Origin of the sequence: Micromonospora sp. CB01531 (assembly GCF_001905095.1) — a bacterium.
Classification (GTDB): Bacteria; Actinomycetota; Actinomycetes; order Mycobacteriales; family Micromonosporaceae; genus Micromonospora.
In genome coordinates, this window is record NZ_LWLS01000084.1 from 64,443 (window position 1) to 79,594 (window position 15,152).

General features: G+C 69.8%; 17 protein-coding genes and 1 pseudogene. 7 read left to right on the forward strand and 11 right to left on the reverse strand.

What is annotated here, in order from left to right; translation table 11 throughout:
• The first annotated feature begins 19 nt into the window (after positions 1 to 19).
• Both A6A27_RS25525 and A6A27_RS25530 read left to right on the forward strand, forming a co-directional pair.
• Positions 20 to 1,816, forward strand: coding sequence for a serine hydrolase domain-containing protein (locus A6A27_RS25525; protein ID WP_083672843.1), 1,797 nt, complete (start codon positions 20 to 22; stop codon positions 1,814 to 1,816).
• A gap of 66 nt (positions 1,817 to 1,882) precedes the next feature.
• Positions 1,883 to 2,245 (forward strand): ArsR/SmtB family transcription factor, encoded by a 363-nt coding sequence (locus A6A27_RS25530; protein WP_073837186.1) that lies wholly within the window; start codon positions 1,883 to 1,885, stop codon positions 2,243 to 2,245.
• A 227-nt stretch (positions 2,246 to 2,472) separates the two neighbouring features.
• On the opposite strand, the gene A6A27_RS25535 is transcribed toward A6A27_RS25530, so the two are convergent.
• The 8 genes from A6A27_RS25535 to A6A27_RS46880 form a co-directional block, all read right to left on the reverse strand.
• Positions 2,473 to 3,240, reverse strand: a complete 768-nt coding sequence (locus tag A6A27_RS25535) for a DUF1684 domain-containing protein (RefSeq protein ID WP_073837187.1) — start codon at positions 3,238 to 3,240, stop codon at positions 2,473 to 2,475.
• Positions 3,237 to 4,016, reverse strand: coding sequence for an ABC transporter ATP-binding protein (locus A6A27_RS25540; protein ID WP_073837188.1), 780 nt, complete (start codon positions 4,014 to 4,016; stop codon positions 3,237 to 3,239). Before A6A27_RS25540 ends, A6A27_RS25535 begins: the two co-directional genes overlap by 4 nt.
• Positions 4,013 to 4,819, reverse strand: a complete 807-nt coding sequence (locus A6A27_RS25545) for an ATP-binding cassette domain-containing protein (RefSeq protein WP_073837189.1) — start codon at positions 4,817 to 4,819, stop codon at positions 4,013 to 4,015. Before A6A27_RS25545 ends, A6A27_RS25540 begins: the two co-directional genes overlap by 4 nt.
• Positions 4,816 to 5,715, reverse strand: a complete 900-nt coding sequence (locus tag A6A27_RS25550; protein ID WP_073837190.1) for an ABC transporter permease — start codon at positions 5,713 to 5,715, stop codon at positions 4,816 to 4,818. The genes A6A27_RS25545 and A6A27_RS25550 overlap by 4 nt, the downstream gene beginning before the upstream one ends.
• Positions 5,712 to 6,662, reverse strand: coding sequence for an ABC transporter permease (locus A6A27_RS25555; protein WP_073837191.1), 951 nt, complete (start codon positions 6,660 to 6,662; stop codon positions 5,712 to 5,714). Before A6A27_RS25555 ends, A6A27_RS25550 begins: the two co-directional genes overlap by 4 nt.
• A gap of 10 nt (positions 6,663 to 6,672) precedes the next feature.
• On the reverse strand, positions 6,673 to 8,220 hold the full coding sequence (locus tag A6A27_RS25560) for an ABC transporter substrate-binding protein (RefSeq protein ID WP_083672844.1): 1,548 nt from the start codon (positions 8,218 to 8,220) through the stop codon (positions 6,673 to 6,675).
• A gap of 608 nt (positions 8,221 to 8,828) precedes the next feature.
• Positions 8,829 to 9,269 (reverse strand): hypothetical protein, encoded by a 441-nt coding sequence (locus A6A27_RS25565; protein ID WP_073837192.1) that lies wholly within the window; start codon positions 9,267 to 9,269, stop codon positions 8,829 to 8,831.
• 57 nt (positions 9,270 to 9,326) lie between these two features.
• The gene (locus tag A6A27_RS46880; protein ID WP_274534581.1) at positions 9,327 to 9,458 is read right to left on the reverse strand and encodes a hypothetical protein; all 132 of its coding nucleotides are present in this window, start codon (positions 9,456 to 9,458) and stop codon (positions 9,327 to 9,329) included.
• A 266-nt stretch (positions 9,459 to 9,724) separates the two neighbouring features.
• Between A6A27_RS46880 and A6A27_RS47595 the strand changes: the two are divergent.
• The 3 genes and pseudogenes from A6A27_RS47595 to A6A27_RS25580 all read left to right on the forward strand — a co-directional run.
• Positions 9,725 to 10,111, forward strand: a pseudogene (locus tag A6A27_RS47595) (DUF7134 domain-containing protein); the annotation flags it as partial.
• A gap of 22 nt (positions 10,112 to 10,133) precedes the next feature.
• Positions 10,134 to 10,322 carry a histidine kinase gene (locus tag A6A27_RS47600; RefSeq protein ID WP_073837194.1) on the forward strand — a complete coding sequence of 63 codons (189 nt, stop codon included), beginning with the start codon at positions 10,134 to 10,136 and terminating at the stop codon, positions 10,320 to 10,322.
• Positions 10,323 to 10,427: 105 nt separating this feature from the next.
• Entirely contained in the window at positions 10,428 to 10,988 is a 561-nt protein-coding gene (locus A6A27_RS25580; protein WP_073837195.1) for a sensor histidine kinase, read from the forward strand.
• A 450-nt stretch (positions 10,989 to 11,438) separates the two neighbouring features.
• On the opposite strand, the gene A6A27_RS25585 is transcribed toward A6A27_RS25580, so the two are convergent.
• Positions 11,439 to 12,113 carry an HNH endonuclease family protein gene (locus A6A27_RS25585; RefSeq protein ID WP_073837196.1) on the reverse strand — a complete coding sequence of 225 codons (675 nt, stop codon included), beginning with the start codon at positions 12,111 to 12,113 and terminating at the stop codon, positions 11,439 to 11,441.
• Positions 12,114 to 12,321: 208 nt separating this feature from the next.
• Between A6A27_RS25585 and A6A27_RS46215 the strand changes: the two genes are divergently transcribed.
• Positions 12,322 to 12,672: a hypothetical protein gene (locus tag A6A27_RS46215; RefSeq protein WP_241825454.1), complete on the forward strand. Its 351-nt coding sequence runs from the start codon at positions 12,322 to 12,324 to the stop codon at positions 12,670 to 12,672.
• A gap of 7 nt (positions 12,673 to 12,679) precedes the next feature.
• Positions 12,680 to 13,153 carry a VOC family protein gene (locus A6A27_RS25595; protein WP_241825455.1) on the forward strand — a complete coding sequence of 158 codons (474 nt, stop codon included), beginning with the start codon at positions 12,680 to 12,682 and terminating at the stop codon, positions 13,151 to 13,153.
• Between the two features lie 364 nt (positions 13,154 to 13,517).
• Here A6A27_RS25595 and A6A27_RS25600 read toward each other — a convergent pair whose 3' ends face one another.
• Both A6A27_RS25600 and A6A27_RS45565 read right to left on the reverse strand, forming a co-directional pair.
• Positions 13,518 to 14,906 carry an alkaline phosphatase PhoX gene (locus tag A6A27_RS25600; protein WP_073837197.1) on the reverse strand — a complete coding sequence of 463 codons (1,389 nt, stop codon included), beginning with the start codon at positions 14,904 to 14,906 and terminating at the stop codon, positions 13,518 to 13,520.
• A 59-nt stretch (positions 14,907 to 14,965) separates the two neighbouring features.
• Positions 14,966 to 15,152, reverse strand: a 187-nt coding sequence (locus A6A27_RS45565) for a hypothetical protein (RefSeq protein WP_206745062.1), incomplete at its 5' end; no start/stop codon positions are given.

Here is a 15,152-nt window from a genome sequence, read left to right on the forward strand (position 1 = left end):
GGGGAGGAGATCCGCAAACATGTCCCCCCGCCCGCTGCTCCGCACGGTTTCGCTCGGCCTGACCGTGGCCCTCCTGGGCGCGGCGACGCCAGCCGCCGGGGCGCCCGCCGCCGCGCCGCCCCCGGCCGCGTCCGGACCGCCGGCCGTCACCCCCGCCGACATCCAGTTCCGTGCGGACACGCTGCGGCGCGGCAGTGCCCGCGAGGTTGGCCTGCTCCCGGACCACGTGGATCGTCTCCCCGCCGACCTGGCGGCATATCTGCAGCCGACCCCGGACCACCCCGGTTATCCCGCGTACACAGGTGCCGTGGTCCTGGCGGCCAAGGACGGTGTGATCGTGCAACACGCCGCCGTGGGAGCGGCGGTCAAGTACGCCGCCGTCGGGCCGCCACCCGAGCTGGTCGGGGTGGAGCTCCCCGCTGACCAGCAAATCCCGATGCGGCCCGACACGATCTTCGACATGGCATCGGTGTCGAAGCTGTTCACCACGATCGTCACCATGCAGCAGGTCGAGCGGGGGCGGGTGGACCTGGACGCACCAGTGGCCAGCTACGTCCCGGAGTTCGCGGCCGGCGGCAAGGCGGCGGTCACCGTACGCATGCTGCTCACCCACACCTCAGGTCTGCCCGCCTTCACGGCGCTGTGGAGCAGGTACCCGACGCCCGCCGAGCGGTTCGCCGCCGCGCTCGCCACGCCGCTCACGGCACCGCCCGGCACCCGGTACGTCTACTCCGACATCGGCCTGATCGCGCTCGGCGTACTGCTGGAACGGGTGACCGGCCGGCCGTTGGCCGAGCTGGTCCGCGACGGAGTCACCGCGCCGCTCGGCATGACCGACACCGGCTACAACCCGGGACCGGAGCGGCGGTCGCGGATCGCCGCGACCGAGTACCAGCCCTACGCCGGGCGCGGCATGGTCTGGGGCGAGGTGCACGACGAGAACGCCTGGTCGCTCGGCGGCGTGGCCGGGCACGCGGGGATCTTCTCCACCGCTGCGGACCTCGCCGTCCTCTGCCAGGCGCTACTCAACGGCGGCCACTATCGCGGGCAGCGGATTCTGCGGGACGACACGGTGCGAGCGATGCTGGTCAACTACAACGCTTCGCTGGAGTCAACCTATCCGGAAAGCGACCGTGGGCTCGGCTTCGAGCTCAACAAGCACTGGTACATGATGGGGCTCTCCTCCCCCGTGGCGTTCGGGCACACCGGCTTCACCGGCACGTCCATCGTCATCGATCCGCTCTCCCACTCGTTCGTCATCCTGCTCAGCAACCGGGTGCACCCCGATCGCGGCTGGGGCAGCAACAACGTCGCCCGGCGCGTGGTCGCGCGCGACCTCGCCGAGGCGATGCCGGTGCGCCCTCGGTCGCGGGAGGCCTGGCGGGCCGACCCGCGCGACCTCGCGACGAGCACGCTCACCGCTCCGCTGCGTCGGGCGGCGCAGAGCGGGACGGCGAGCTTCCTGCTCTGGTACGACACCGAGCCCCGTTACGACAACGCCCGCTTCGAGGTCTCCACGGACGGAGGGCACACCTGGGCTCCGGGGCGGATGCTGCTGCACCAGGGGCACCGGAGGTGGACCAGCGACGGCACGGTCACCGGCTATGGGGGCCGGGTCTGGTGGCAGGTCACGGTCGAGCTGCCCGACCAGGCGACCCACCTGCGGTGGATCAGCACCACCGACGGCTCCGGCCAGGGCCGCGGGGTCTACGTCGACCAGATCACCGCGACGGACCGGGACGGAGTGCTCTTCCAAGGCGAGGGCGGCGACGACTCCCGACTCATCGCTGACGGATGGTCACCCGCCCGCGACTGACCTGGCGGAGGCCATTGGATCCGGTTCCACCGGCCGATCGATGGTGTTCGTGGAACGATAGCGGGCGTGGCAACTGCGAAAACTGCTAAGCCTGCTATCTCGCCGCTGGCTGGCGAGCCGATCAAGCGCGCCGACGCCGAGCGGCTCGCGGGAGTGCTGAAGGCATTCGCCGACCCGGCCCGACTGCGGCTGCTCAGCCTGATCCAGTCCGCCCCGGAGGGCGAGGCGTCCGTCAGTGACCTCACCGCGCCGCTGGAACTCTCCCAGCCGACCGTGAGTCATCACCTTCGGATCCTCACCGAGGCCGGCCTGCTCGAACGCGAGAAACGCGGTGTCTGGGCGTACTACCGGGTGGTGCCGTCCGCGATCGCGGCGATAGCCGACCTGTTGACCCCACCCCGCAAGCGGACGACGAAGAGGACCCGCTGAGCGGCGCTGCCGACCGCGCTGTCGTGGCGGGCGGGCAGGATGATGCGGTGCGCATCATCCCTCGCCTCGTGGCGTCCGTCCGCGTGCCGGCGAACGCTCCTCCCGCATCACCTCAGGTCGGAGCGCTCTGCCCTGCCCGGCTGCGTTGAGGTGCCGGCAACGCCCCGCCCACCACGAACCCGGGCGCCGGTCAGCCGCGGACCATCGCCGCTAGCCCGGCGCTGACCCTAATCGGCTGGCTGGTCAAGCACCGCCTTCTCGCCGGCCCGGACGGCGAACGGCAGCATGTTCCCCGGGGGCGGCAGTGGGCAGATGAAGGCGTCGGAGAACGCACACGGCGGCAGGGTGACCCGGTTGAAGTCCAGCGGCACCGGGCCGGCCGCAGCCGGCAGGGGCAGCAACAGAAACCGGGCCGCGCCGTAGCTCTCGCGTCCGCTGGTGGCGTCCCGGAACGTGACGTGCGCTTCGCCCTCGTGGCCGGTGTACAGCGCGATCAGCTCGGCGTGCTGGCCGTCTACCGTGAAGGTGAACGTGCCGACGACCGGGTAGTCCACCAGCCGGTCGGAGTGGCTGTGTTCGGTGCGCAGCGTCTGGTCGGCGTCGGCCGGGGTGAACTCGGCGGTTACCACCCAGGCGGGGTCGGGGGCGAACGCGTCGATGCCGGCGAACCGGCGTACCGCCGGCGCGTGCGGGTCGTAGGTCCGTACCCCCAGGTCGGCGCCACGGCGGATGATCTTCAGTTCGACATCGCCGACCATGAGTCGCTGGTCGGGGCGCAGCAGGCCCTCGGCGGTCGGTACACCGCCGACGAGCAGGCCTGCGGCGCCGGACACGCGCACGTCGGTTCCGTCGGCCCACCAGGTGCCGGGTATCCCGTCGATCTGGGTGCGCCCCACCAGCCAGTGGGTGCCGGTCAGCGTGAGGTCCCCGCCCGGCGCCGACACGGCTGCCTCACGTTCGGCGTGCCAGGTCCGCCACTGATCAACAAAGGTCACGGTTCCTCCAGCAGGTCGAGCGGCAGTTGCGGGATGGCCGCCAGCAGGGCACGGGTGTACTCGTCAACGGGGTTGGTCAGCACGTCCGCGGTCGGGCCGCGCTCGACGACGCGGCCGTGGCGCATGACGAGCACCTCCTGGCACAGCTGGCTGACGATCGCCAGGTCATGCGAGACCAGCACGAGCGTGAGCCCGAGCCGGTCAACGAGATCCTTGAGCAGGTCGATGATCTGCAGCCGGACCGAGACGTCGAGGGCGCTGACGGGTTCGTCAGCGAGCAGGATCCGCGGGGCCGGTGCGAGCGCCCGCGCGATGGCGATGCGCTGGCGCTGACCGCCGGAGAACTCGTGCGGGTAGCGCCGTCCGTCTTCCGGGCGCAGCCCTACCGCGGTGAGCACCTCGGCGACGCGCTCGGCGCGGGCTGACCGGTCCGTACCGATGCGCAGCGAGCGCAGCGGCTCGGCGACGATCGACGCGACCGACATGCGGGGGTTCAACGACGACCGGGGGTCCTGGAAGACGACCTGGACCTGCCGGCGGAACGCGCGATGTCGGCCCCGGTCGAGGGGCTCGCCGGCGAAGCGGATCTCGCCCGAGGTCGGGCGGTCCACGCCGAGCAGCTGCCGCAGCAGGGTCGACTTCCCGGCGCCCGACTCGCCGACGATCCCGAGGCTGGTCCCCGGCCGCACGGTGACGTCCACCCCGTCGAGCGCCGGGCGGGTGCGGCCCGGGAACCATCGGGTGAGCTGATGCCCGGTGAGAATCGGATCGCTCATCGGTCCTCCCTGCGCACGCTGGGGCGGGCCAGCCGGGTCACCCTGGCGGCGCTCGCGACGAGCTGCCGGGCGTAGCCGGAGTGAGGCCGGCGCAGCACATCGTCGACCGGGCCGGATTCGACCAGCCGGCCCGTGCGCATGACCAGGAGGCGGCGGGCCAGTCCGGCGACGACCGGCAGGTCGTGGCTGATGAACAGCAGCCCCACCCCGGTCTCCTCGATCAGCTCGTCGAGCAGGGTGAGGATCTGCGCCTGCACGGTCACGTCGAGCGCGGTCGTCGGCTCGTCGGCGATGAGCAGCCGGGGCCGGCAGGCGAGAGCCATCGCCAGGGCCACCCGCTGTCGTTGGCCGCCGGAAAGCTCGTGCGGCAGGGCCCGTGCCAGCCGGGCCGGGTCAGGCAGGTGCACTCGGCCGCACCAGTCGATTGCGCGACGCTCGGCGTCACTGCGGTTGAGGCCCTGGTGCAGCCGCAGCGGGCCGGCGATCTGGCGGCCGACCGGCATCAGCGGGTCCAGGGCGGTCAGGGGCTCCTGAAACACGATGCTGACGGTGCGGCCGCGGACCCGACGCCACTGCCGGTCCGGCGCGCCGAGGAGGTCCTCGCCGTCGATGAGGATGCGGCCGCTCGTACGCATGCCCGGCGGTAGCAGTCCCAGCAGCGCCAGCGCGGTCAGCGATTTGCCCGAGCCGGATTCGCCGATGAGGCCGACCCGGTCGCGGGCGGCGAGGCCGAACGAGACGTCGCGAACGAGCGCCTGCCCGTCGAGCGTGATGGTCAGCCCGGTGGTCTCCAGGATCGTCATCGGTGCGCTGCCTGCCTTTCCTGCCGTAGCTGCGGATCGAGGACTTCCCGCAGGCCGTCACCGAGCAGGTTGACCCCGACGACCGTGACGGCGACGGCGAGGCCGGGCAGCAGGACGTTCCACGGGGCGACGCTCACCGTCGACTGCGCCTCCTGGAGCATGCGGCCCCAGGACGGCGCGGGCGGCGGGGTGCCGAGCCCCAGGTACGACAGCGACGCCTCGGCGATGACCGCGACGCCGAAGGCGAGGGTGGCCTGTACCAGCAGGGTGTGCCAGATGTTGGCCAGGACGTGCCGGACCAGGATCATCAGTGGTCCGGTGCCGCAGGTACGCGCCGCGAGGACGTAGTCCTGGGTGAACACGCGGCTCGCTGAGATCCGGGTCAGCCGGGCCACCTCGGCGGAGACGCCGATGCCGATCGCGCTGATCGCGACTGCGGTCGACGCGCCGTACACGGTGACCAGCAGCATCGCCAGCAGCAGGGTCGGGAAGGCGATCACGATGTCGATCACTCCGACGACGGTGTTCTCGAGGAACCGGCCGGCGGTCGCCGCGAGCAGGCCCAACGGGACGCCGATGATGAACGCGACCGCGACTGAGGCCAGCCCGATCCCCACCGCGGTACGCGCGCCGAGCATCAGCTGGGTGAACTGGTCGCGGCCCAGGCGATCGGTGCCCGCCCAGTGCCGTGCGGACGGGTCCGCCAGCCGGGCCGCCGGGTCGGTGTGGTCCAGCCCGTACGGGGACCAGACCAGCGACACCAGCGCCAGGGCGAGAACCGCCAGCAGCATCGCCGCACCGAGCACGAACGACGGCGAGCGCCAGCCTCGGCGTGGCCGGGCGGGGGTGTCGGGCGCCGCGATCGTTTCGACCGCTTCGACCAAAGGTGTGCTCATGCCGAACCTCGCAGTCTCGGGTCGACCAGCCGCTGCACGACGTCGACGGCGAGTCCCACCACCAGCACGGTCGCTGTCATGAGGAAGACCGTGCCCTGCACGATCGGCAGATCGCGGGCCTTCACGCTGGTCAACAGCAGCGAGCCCAGGCCGGGCAGGGCGAAGACGCTCTCGATGACCACGGTGCCCAGCAGTGAGCTGGCCAGCAGGATGCCGAGGATCTGGACCACGGTTGCGGCGCCGCTGCGTGGTCCGTGCCGCCACAGCGCCCGCGGCAGGCTGTACCCCAGGGAGCGGGCGGTGCGCACGTACTCCTGGCTCAGCACGTCGAGCGTCGCCGAGCGTACGTAGCGCACCAGCACCGCCCCCTGCGCGATGGTCAGCGTCGCCACCGGCAGGACCAGTGACTGGAGCGCGGCTTGCGGATCCTGCCAGCCGGTGCGGGGAAACCCGCCCGGCGGCAGCGCCCGCCACTGCACCGCGACCAGCCAGACCACCACGATCCCGACCCAGAAGATGGGCACCGCGATGCCCACCTGCGCCAGCGTCGACACCGCCACCCCGAGCAGACCTCGCCGCCGTACCGCCGCGAACACCCCGATCGGTACGGCCACGACGATCGACAGGACGAACGCGCTCAGCGCCAGCGGTACGGTGACCGGGAGCCGGCCGGCGATCTGGTCGAGCACCGGCATCTGGGTGAACAGGCTGTCCCCGAGGTTCCCGGTCACCAGATCGCCCAACCAGTGGCCGTACTGTGCCAGCACCGGCCGGTCGGTGCCGAGCTGGTGCCGGATCGCATCGATCTGGTCCGGGGAGGACCCGACCGCCAGCAGCGTGACGGCCGGGTCGCCCGGTAGGACCCGGAGCAGGAAGAACACCGCCGAGCCCGCGACGAACAGCGAACCGACCAGCCAGGCGACCCGACGGATGAGGTAGCTGAGCACCGCTTATCGCCTAGCGTTTGGTGATCGGCGCGACATAGAAGCTGTCCGTGGTGTTGTTCTTCTGGTAGCCGCTGACCGAGGTGCTGGCGACCTTGATGGCGGGGTCGAGGAACAGCCAGGCGCTCGCCGCGTCCTCGGAGATCTGCCGTGCCACCTTCTTCAGCAGGGCGGTCTGCTCGTCGGGCGTCGCGGCGATCTCGGAGTCCTTGACCCACTGCTGCACCTGCGGGTTGTCGTACTGCCAGTAGAACGTCGGGTCGCCGTACCAGACGAGGTCGCGCTGGTTGACGTGAGTCATGATGGTGGCCTGGAAGTGGTGGTTCTTGTAGACCTTGTCGGTCCAGGTCGCGTCGTCGACGGGGTTCAACGTGATGGTGATACCGGCCTGGGCGAGCTGGCTCTTCAGCCCCTGCGCGATGATGTTGACCGCGTCCGACGGTACGTAGTCGACGGTGAAGGACAGCCCGTTCGCGTACCCGGCCTTGGCCAGCAGTTGCTTGGCACCGGCCACGTTGTGGTCGTCGATGCTGGTCAGGTCCTCGTACCAGGGGTCGGTGGGCGGCACCATCGAGCCGATGACCTGGCCGCGGTCGGCCCACACCGCCGTCAGCAGCGCCTTGCGGTCGATGGCCTGCCGGATCGCATGCCGTACGTCGGGGTTGTTGAACGGGGCGACGGCGTCGTTGAAGTTGAACAGTTCCTTCGTCGTGGACGTGCCTTCCACGATGGAGAACTGCGGCTGGTTGTCGAACTGGGTGAGCACATCCGGCGAGGACACCTGGGTCACCAGGTCGAGTTGGCCGGCGAGCAGGGCGTTGTTCTCGGCGGTGGCGTCCTTGAAGAAGCGGTACACCACCTGGTTGTTGCTGGCCTTCGTGCCCCAGTACTTGTCGTTGCGGGTCAGCGTGATGGAGTCACCCTGTTTCCAGGAGGTCAGGGTGTACGGGCCGGTGCCGATCACCGTCGTCTCCGGGTTGCCGGCGTCGGGCCTGGTGACAGCCGCGCCGGTGCTGGTGAGGTAGAACAGGAACGACTGCGACCGCGTCGACAGGGCGACCTTGACGGTGCCATCGTCCGGCGCCTCGATCGTCTTCATGATCGAAAGGTTCTTCTTGCGGGCGCTGGTCGACTCGTCGGACGTCACGCGCTTGAGCGCGGCCACCACGTCGCTGGCCTTCAGCGGGGTGCCGTCGGAGAACGTCACGCCGGGCTGCAGGTGGAACGTGTAGATCGTGCCGTCCGGCGACACGTCCCACGACTTTGCCAGCAGCGGCTCGACCTTGCCCTCGTCGGTCAGCACGGTGAGCCCCTCGACGACGTTGCGCAGCAGCACCTGGGCGTGGCCGGTGTTGCCGCCCTTGATCGTATTGAGCGTCGTCGGCTCGTTCAGCGAACCGACCGTGATCGTCGCGTCGGCGGCGTCCGTCGACCCGGGGCTCGTCGACGAGCCGCAGGCGGCGAGCAGCAAAGCGAGAGTGGCGGTGGCCGCGAACGCGCCGAGCGGGCGCAACCGGCGTGCGAAGGGTAGGCCAGCCGGGGGCCTGCGGTGAATGGTCATGTCCTTACTCCAGGCAGACGGAACCTGCGTCGCGCGAGCGCGGGACGCGGTGATTGAGGCTCACAAATGAGGGCAGATCAGATGTTGATGACGGCGCGCGGGCAGCGTGGCACGACAGCCACGGGCGCGGGTCGGGGTGTCAGGCCGTCAACAGCAGCAGATGCGGCGCGCGGCAACGACACGGACCGCAAGCGGGGTCCGGTCCAACGACGGCGCACTGTTCACGCAGGTCAGGGTACATGATCACGTAGTTGGGGCGGCAAGCCGGCGATCGTGTCCTTTGACACAGGTCCGAATACCGTTCGCAATCCAGCGCGGAGTGCCGGCGCCAGCGGCGGTCGCGGTGGCGATCCCAGCGCCGGCCTCCCTGACCGTGCCGGCAAAGTCGTTGGCCGGCACGTGTGGAAACTCCACCGGCACGACGTCACGGAAATCCCCGGCGCCGATCGATCAGCGTCCACACGGCCGAACGCGTACCTGGAGCCTGGCAATGTCGCGGTGGTCAAAAGGCACGGGGCGTTCGGTCCTCCTCCGGCGTGCGGCCCGCTCCTGGTGGCGGGCCGCACTGGGGTTTTCGGGCGGGATGGTGGCGCGCCGGGGCGCGAAGATCATGCCGCGGCGGTGGCCGCGTGTTTGACCGTCGCGTCGGCGGGTTCCGGCCGCCCCCGCAAGGCGATGGTGCCGACCGCGAACAATGCCGCGAAGAAGACGCCGTCGGGCAGGAGGAACCAGGCCCCGGGCAGCCCGAGGGCGCCGATGAGGCACGATGCGATCAGGGCGGCCCCGATCCACCACGGCAACGTCCGGGCCCTGAGGATGGCGATGCCGAGGCAGATCGAGCCGACGACGAGGGCCAGGAGTGCGACACCCTCGAAGGCGGCGAAGCCCGACGGTTCCTGTGCGGGGATCCCGCCGTGGGCGGCCAGGTACGGCTTGACGAAGGCCTCGGTCGTGCCCTCGCCGATGTTGAGCATCACCAGCGCGGCGAATACGCCGGTGTAGCCGACGATGTGCAGCTTGGGCGCACGCCCCGCGAAGGTCAGGATCACCGGCAACCCCAGCGCGATGATGACATCCCCGACCAGCGCGATCCCCTCGAACAGCGGTCAGAACCGGTAGCGGAATACCTCGTCGCCACTGCCGGGCGCGAGCAGGTTGGCGGCGAGGTAGCCCACCGCCGCGACGATCGTGCCGGCGATGAGCGCCCATCCGGCAAGGCGCCTAACGTTAAGGGTCATGGTCTCCTCCATGGGTTGCAGTGCCGAGCGCTGTAGGTGATGCCGTCCATCGGCGGCGCCCTCAGCGTCGGCCGGAGGAGCCGCAGCGTCGTCGTGCCGCGGTCGGCACCGCGGCATACCCCAGTCGCGAACCTGGCTGCCGAAATGCGACCTGCGGATGACGCCATGCGGGTGCGTCCACCGGTAACTTGCGGGCGTGATCCCGGCAGGTCAAACCGCAGGCGCGGGCGGAGTCGGTGGTGCGTGCGTGGCTGCGGCGCCGGCCCGTGTGGCTCTTCCCCGACGCGCTGCTCGCACTTGCGATCACCACCTTCGCTCAGGTCAACCTCGTCTACAACCTGGACAACTCGACCCGATACGGCCCGATGCCGGCCGTGGTCGCCTCCACGCTGGTGGCGACGTCGGCGCTGGCGCTGCGCCGGGTGGCACCGCTCGCCACGGCCGTGATCGTCGCGGTCGCGATCGCCGGCCCGATGTTGGCCACGCCGCTGACGGTGACGCTGTGGGGTGATTTCCTGCCGATCCTGGTCGCCGCGTTCTCACTGGGCCGGCGCAGCGAACGGGCGCAGGCCCTCATCGGCGCGGCGGCGCTCGTCGCCGGGGTGGTGGTCCTGTTCCTGCGTAACCCGGAGTCCGCCAAGATCGGCAACATCCCGTTCGTAGCGGTGCCGCTGGTTGCATGCTTCGTCGCCGGCCGGGTGCTGCGGGTCCGCGCCCGCAGCCACTCCGACGATCGCGCGCGCCCAGCAACTGGAGGCCGAGCGCGGGGAGGCGATCCAGGCCGCGCTGGCCGAGGAGCGCGCGCGCATCGCGCGCGAGCTGCACGACATCGTGGCCCACTGCGTCAGCGTCATGGTGGTCTAGGCGGGCGCCGCCGAGGACCTGCTCGACCGCGACCCGCAGCAGGCGCGAGCGCCGCTGCGCTCGGTCCAGGACAGCGGACGGCAGGCGGTCGGCGAGCTGGGGCGGATGCTCGGCCTGCTGCGCGGAGAGCGGGCCCAACTCGCGCTCAAGCCGCAGCCGGGCACGGCGGACCTGGCCGAGCTGGTCGACCACATGGCCGAGATCGGTCTGCCAGTCGAGCTCACGGTGGAGGGCACGGCCCGCCCGCTGCCGCCCGGCGTGGAGCTGACCGTCTACCGGGTCGTACAGGAGGCGCTCACCAACGCCCTCAAGCACGCGGCACCGACCAGGGCGCACGTCGGGCTGCGTTACGACGATCAGTCGGTGCGGGTCATTGTCCGCGACGCCGGGCGGACGGACGGATCGGGCGGAGCCGACGCGAACCAGTCGTTGACAGTGCTGAGAGAGGCGTTGCGCCTCGCGTTCCCGGATCGGCCGCTGCCGGCGGCGACGCCCGCCGCGGCATTGGCGCCGCGACAACGACGGCTCGTCGAGGTGCTGAGCCGGTCACCCAATCCCTGGCTGATCGACGGGCAGGACTTCGGCAACGTCGCTATGCTCGTTGACGAGTACGGGCTGCCGGACAGCCGCGAAGCGCTGCTCGCGTACCTCGCGCGTCTGCCGTAGACCGCCGCAGGCCGGCGGCAGAGCATACTGATCACCTGCGCCTACTGGGGCTCGCCTGGTCTTCCTTGCCAGAATGAGCGACGCCAGCTGCTACATAGCCGAGGTCATGCGAGCGATCGATCTCAAGATCCAGACACACCGTGACATTGTCACCGCTGCCGAGGAACTCAGACAGCTACTGCTTCCCCACCTGCTCTGGCGAAAGTCGCGCCCGAGGAGCAAGTGGAGGTGGCTCACTGGTGAGTGCGCAGGCATCTCTCATCCCTTTAGGAAGGCTGATGGCCTGCGGGTGAAGGGGTGGCATCCGCCAATCCAGCCTGCCACCCCTTCATCGAGCCGATCGGCGCGTCGAGTCAGCAGCGCAGGTGGGATACGCGGGTTCGTTGCGCGACGCCCGCGGAGCCAAGCATGGCGATGCGTGGCTGAGTCCCCAACCGATGTGCGGGCATGTCAGGAGGTACAGGTGTTCAGCATGTTTTGCAGGGCGGACTTCTCCGACGACTGCAGGCTCAGCCCCCAGCTGTATTTCACTGTGATCCACATCTTGCTGTAGGTGCATCGGTACGACGACAGCGGCGGTTGCCAGGTGGCGGGGTCCTGGTCGCCCTTGGCCTGGTTGACGTTGTCCGTGACCGCGACCAACTGTGGGCGGGTGAGGTCGTTGGCGAAGCTCTGCCGCCGGCTGGTGGTCCAGCTGCTGGCACCGGAGCGCCACGCCTCGGCGAGGGGCACGACGTGGTCGATGTCGACGTCGGAGGCGGCGGTCCAGGTCGCGCCGTCGTAGGGGCTGTACCAGCGGCCCGACACGGCGGCGCAGCTGCTGTCGGTGACGACGGAGGTGCCGTCGCGCTTGAGGACGGTCTCCCGGGTGTTGCAGGTCCCGCTGATCGTGATCCAGTGCGGGAACAAGTCGCGAGAGTATCCGCTCATCGACCCTTCGGTCTTGACGGTGAGGGCGTTGAGCTGCGACTGCGCGGTCGCCTTGGACGGAATGCCCGGCGGCGTGGCCACCGCCGGCGCTGCGCTCACGGCGACCAGGGCGCCGGTTGCGGTGACAGCCGCGGCTGAGGCGGCGGCCCACCGCCGCAAGGGTGGGGTGCGGCTGGGCAGGTGTCGTACTCGCATGCGGGCCTCCGGTGACCGTCGTGGGGCATCGACCTTCTCGAAGGATGATGCCCATTGACAGACATCTTTGTGAAGAGGCGCCGGCCCCTTCGTGAAGATCGACCGGTAGTCGCGTCGGTGCGCCAGACGCGGCGGACGGGCTGGCACGTACTTCTCCCCGGACAAGCGCGCCGAGGTCCGCAGCTGGGCCGCCGACAACGACATCGAAATGGTCTTCCTACCGACCTATGGCTCCTGGCTGAACTGGATCGAGTCCGAGTTCGCGGCCCTGCGCTACTTCGCCCTCAACGGCACCGACCACCGCAGCCACGACGAGCAGAACGCCGCCCTCGCCGCCTACATCCGCTGGCGGAACAGCCGAGGGAGCCGAAGACTCGTTTCGCGCCCGAGTCACCGATCCGGCAGTGGACCGCATACCTGGCCGCAGCGGCGTGACGAGCCCCCCGACAGCCGGTCGCTGCGCTGTTGTCGCAGCCAGCGAGATCAAGTAGCCTCGTCCGACGTGAACACCGGACCGGCGCTACGCCACACACGGATTGGCCACCCGGTGGAGGGCTGATCGCACGGTGGGTGCGAAAGAGGCAGCCCAGTTCGGCACGCGGACCTCCCAGCGCTCGCGCACCGCGAGCCCGTTCTTCGTGTCGAGCAACAGCGAGGTCAGCCGAATGACAGTCAGGTTCAACCACACCATCATCGCCGCCAAGGATCGCAACGGGTCGGCTCGGTTCTTCCGGGCGCTGTTGGAACTTCCGGATGCACCGTCCTGGGGTCCGTTCACCAACATCCAGCTCAACGAAGGGGTGCTGCTTCAGTTCACCGAGCCGCCGATGGAGATCCAGATGCAGCATTACGCGTTTCTGATCGACGACGATCTGTTCGACCGGGCGTATCGGCGGCTGTGTGATCGCGGCATCGCGCACTGGGCCGATCCGCAAATGCGACGCCCCGGTGAGATCAACAACGAGCACGGCGGTCGCGGGGTGTACATCAAGGATCCCGCCGGTCACGCGATCGAGCTGATCACCCGCCCATACCTGTAACCGAGGGAGGGCCTGGTCGGGCGCCCGAAGCGCGGCGCCCGACCAGGCAACCGGCGCGACCATGTTGCTCCAGGGCGCCACCGGTGATCGCTCAAGCCGACGCCCTCAACCGGGGTTTTCAGGTCGAAGTAGCAATCGCAGGAGCTGGTCAGCCCAGTGATGGCAGGCAGGCCGCCGTGCCCCGAGTGCAGAGTCAGAGCTGCTGATTGCGACTGCGGCCGTGGTGGCGCGTTAACCCCTTCGGCCTCGAGGTTGAGAACGATCCGCGCGGACACTTTCTGGCACCCACACGCCCCGAGGCTCAGGCGTGGCGCTGCTCCCCGATCAAATGTGGACCGGGGAGCACCGCCGAACGGCTGCGGGGTCAGCCCTGGCGGCGGTTCCAGGGGCCGGTGACGGCGTACGTGATGCCCGGGTTGTAGACGTTGAAGAACATGGTGCGGCCGTCGGCGGAGAACGTCGCACCGGCCAGCTCGCCGTACTCCGGGTCCCCGCTGGTGCCGACGTTGACCCGGTTGCGAGCAAAGACGAACACCTCGCCGTCGGTGGTCGTACCAAGGATGTGCTGGTCCCCGATCCCGTCCTCGCACATCATCAGGCCCCCGTACGGCGACATGCAGATGTTGTCCGGGGCGTCGAACTCCGGGTTCTCCGGCGCCGGCGTGGGGCGGGTGAAGATGGTCTCCAGGCGCAACGTGTTGGCTCGCGGGTCGTACCGCCAGACCTGGCCGTCGTGGTCGCGGGCCGAACCCAGCTCGCGCCGGGCGAACGACGAGACGAAGTAGGCGCAGTCGTCCTTCTCCCCCCACCAGGCGCCCTCGATCTTGTACCCACCGGTGATCGGCTTGCGGTAGTCCTGGGCACGGACCGACTCCGTCGTCGCCAGTGGGTCCGGCACGTCGAGCCACTCGATGCCGGAGAAGGAGGTGCCCGCCGTTGTCACCACCGACAGGTCCGGCAGGTCCGGGACGTGCAGAGCCTGCAGCACGCCGCCTGCCCGCAGGCTCCCGTGGCCGCCGAGTGGTCGGTTCGGCAGGAAGCGGTAGAAGCTGCCCAGCGGCGCCACGAAGGCGTCCTCGGTCTCGTAGACGATGCCGGCGTGCGGGTCGACCGCGACCGCCTCGTGCTGAAACCGTCCCATCGCGGTCAGCGGTGTCGGATCGGTGTTGCGAGCATCGTCGTACGGGTCAACCTCGAAGATGAACCCGTGGTCCTTTGTGTACCCACGGATCCCTGCCTTGTCTTCGGTCTCCTCACAGGTTAGCCAGGTATGCCACGGCGTCCGGCCGCCGGAACAGTTGATGGCCGTGCCGCCCAGGCTCACGTGCTCAGAGACGGCGCGGTTCGACGCGTCGACGGCGAGCGTGCTGGTCCCGCCCCCGGCGGCCGGGTCGTACGTACGTTCCGGCGGAGCCACGACCGTGATCTTCGCGGTCGGGGAGCACTCATGGTTGCGGACCAGGCGAGCGCCGCGCGCCTCGTCGGCGAAGGCACCCATACCGTCGAACCGGCTCGGCACGATGCCACCGTCCGGCCGGACGGTGCCTTCGCGCGACAGCACCCTGTAGCGGAAGCCCATCGGCAGGTCAAGCATGCCGGCCGGGTCAGGCACGAGGGGACCGTATCCGACCTCCGGGCCGGACACCCCCAGGGCGGGGGCCGCCGTGAACAGGGCGTCGACCGAACCGACCACGGCCACAGCAAGACCGGCTCCGGCCGAGCGGGACAGGAACTGGCGGCGAGACATAGACATGGACAAGCCTCCTAGACGTCACAGACCGTAGCGGGCCGACGTGGACCGCGGCGGACGGATCAACCGGCCGGCCGGCCGAGATCGATTCGAGCCGCTCGATCCACTACGTCACATGCCGCCGCACCCGTCAAGATGCCGATCGATTTGATCCCGCCAGCTGTGACAGCTGACTCGGCGCAACCGGTCAAAATCTCGGAAACCAAGCGAACGCTAAGAGCCTGGTAAATAAGGGTTTCAGGTGGGTTG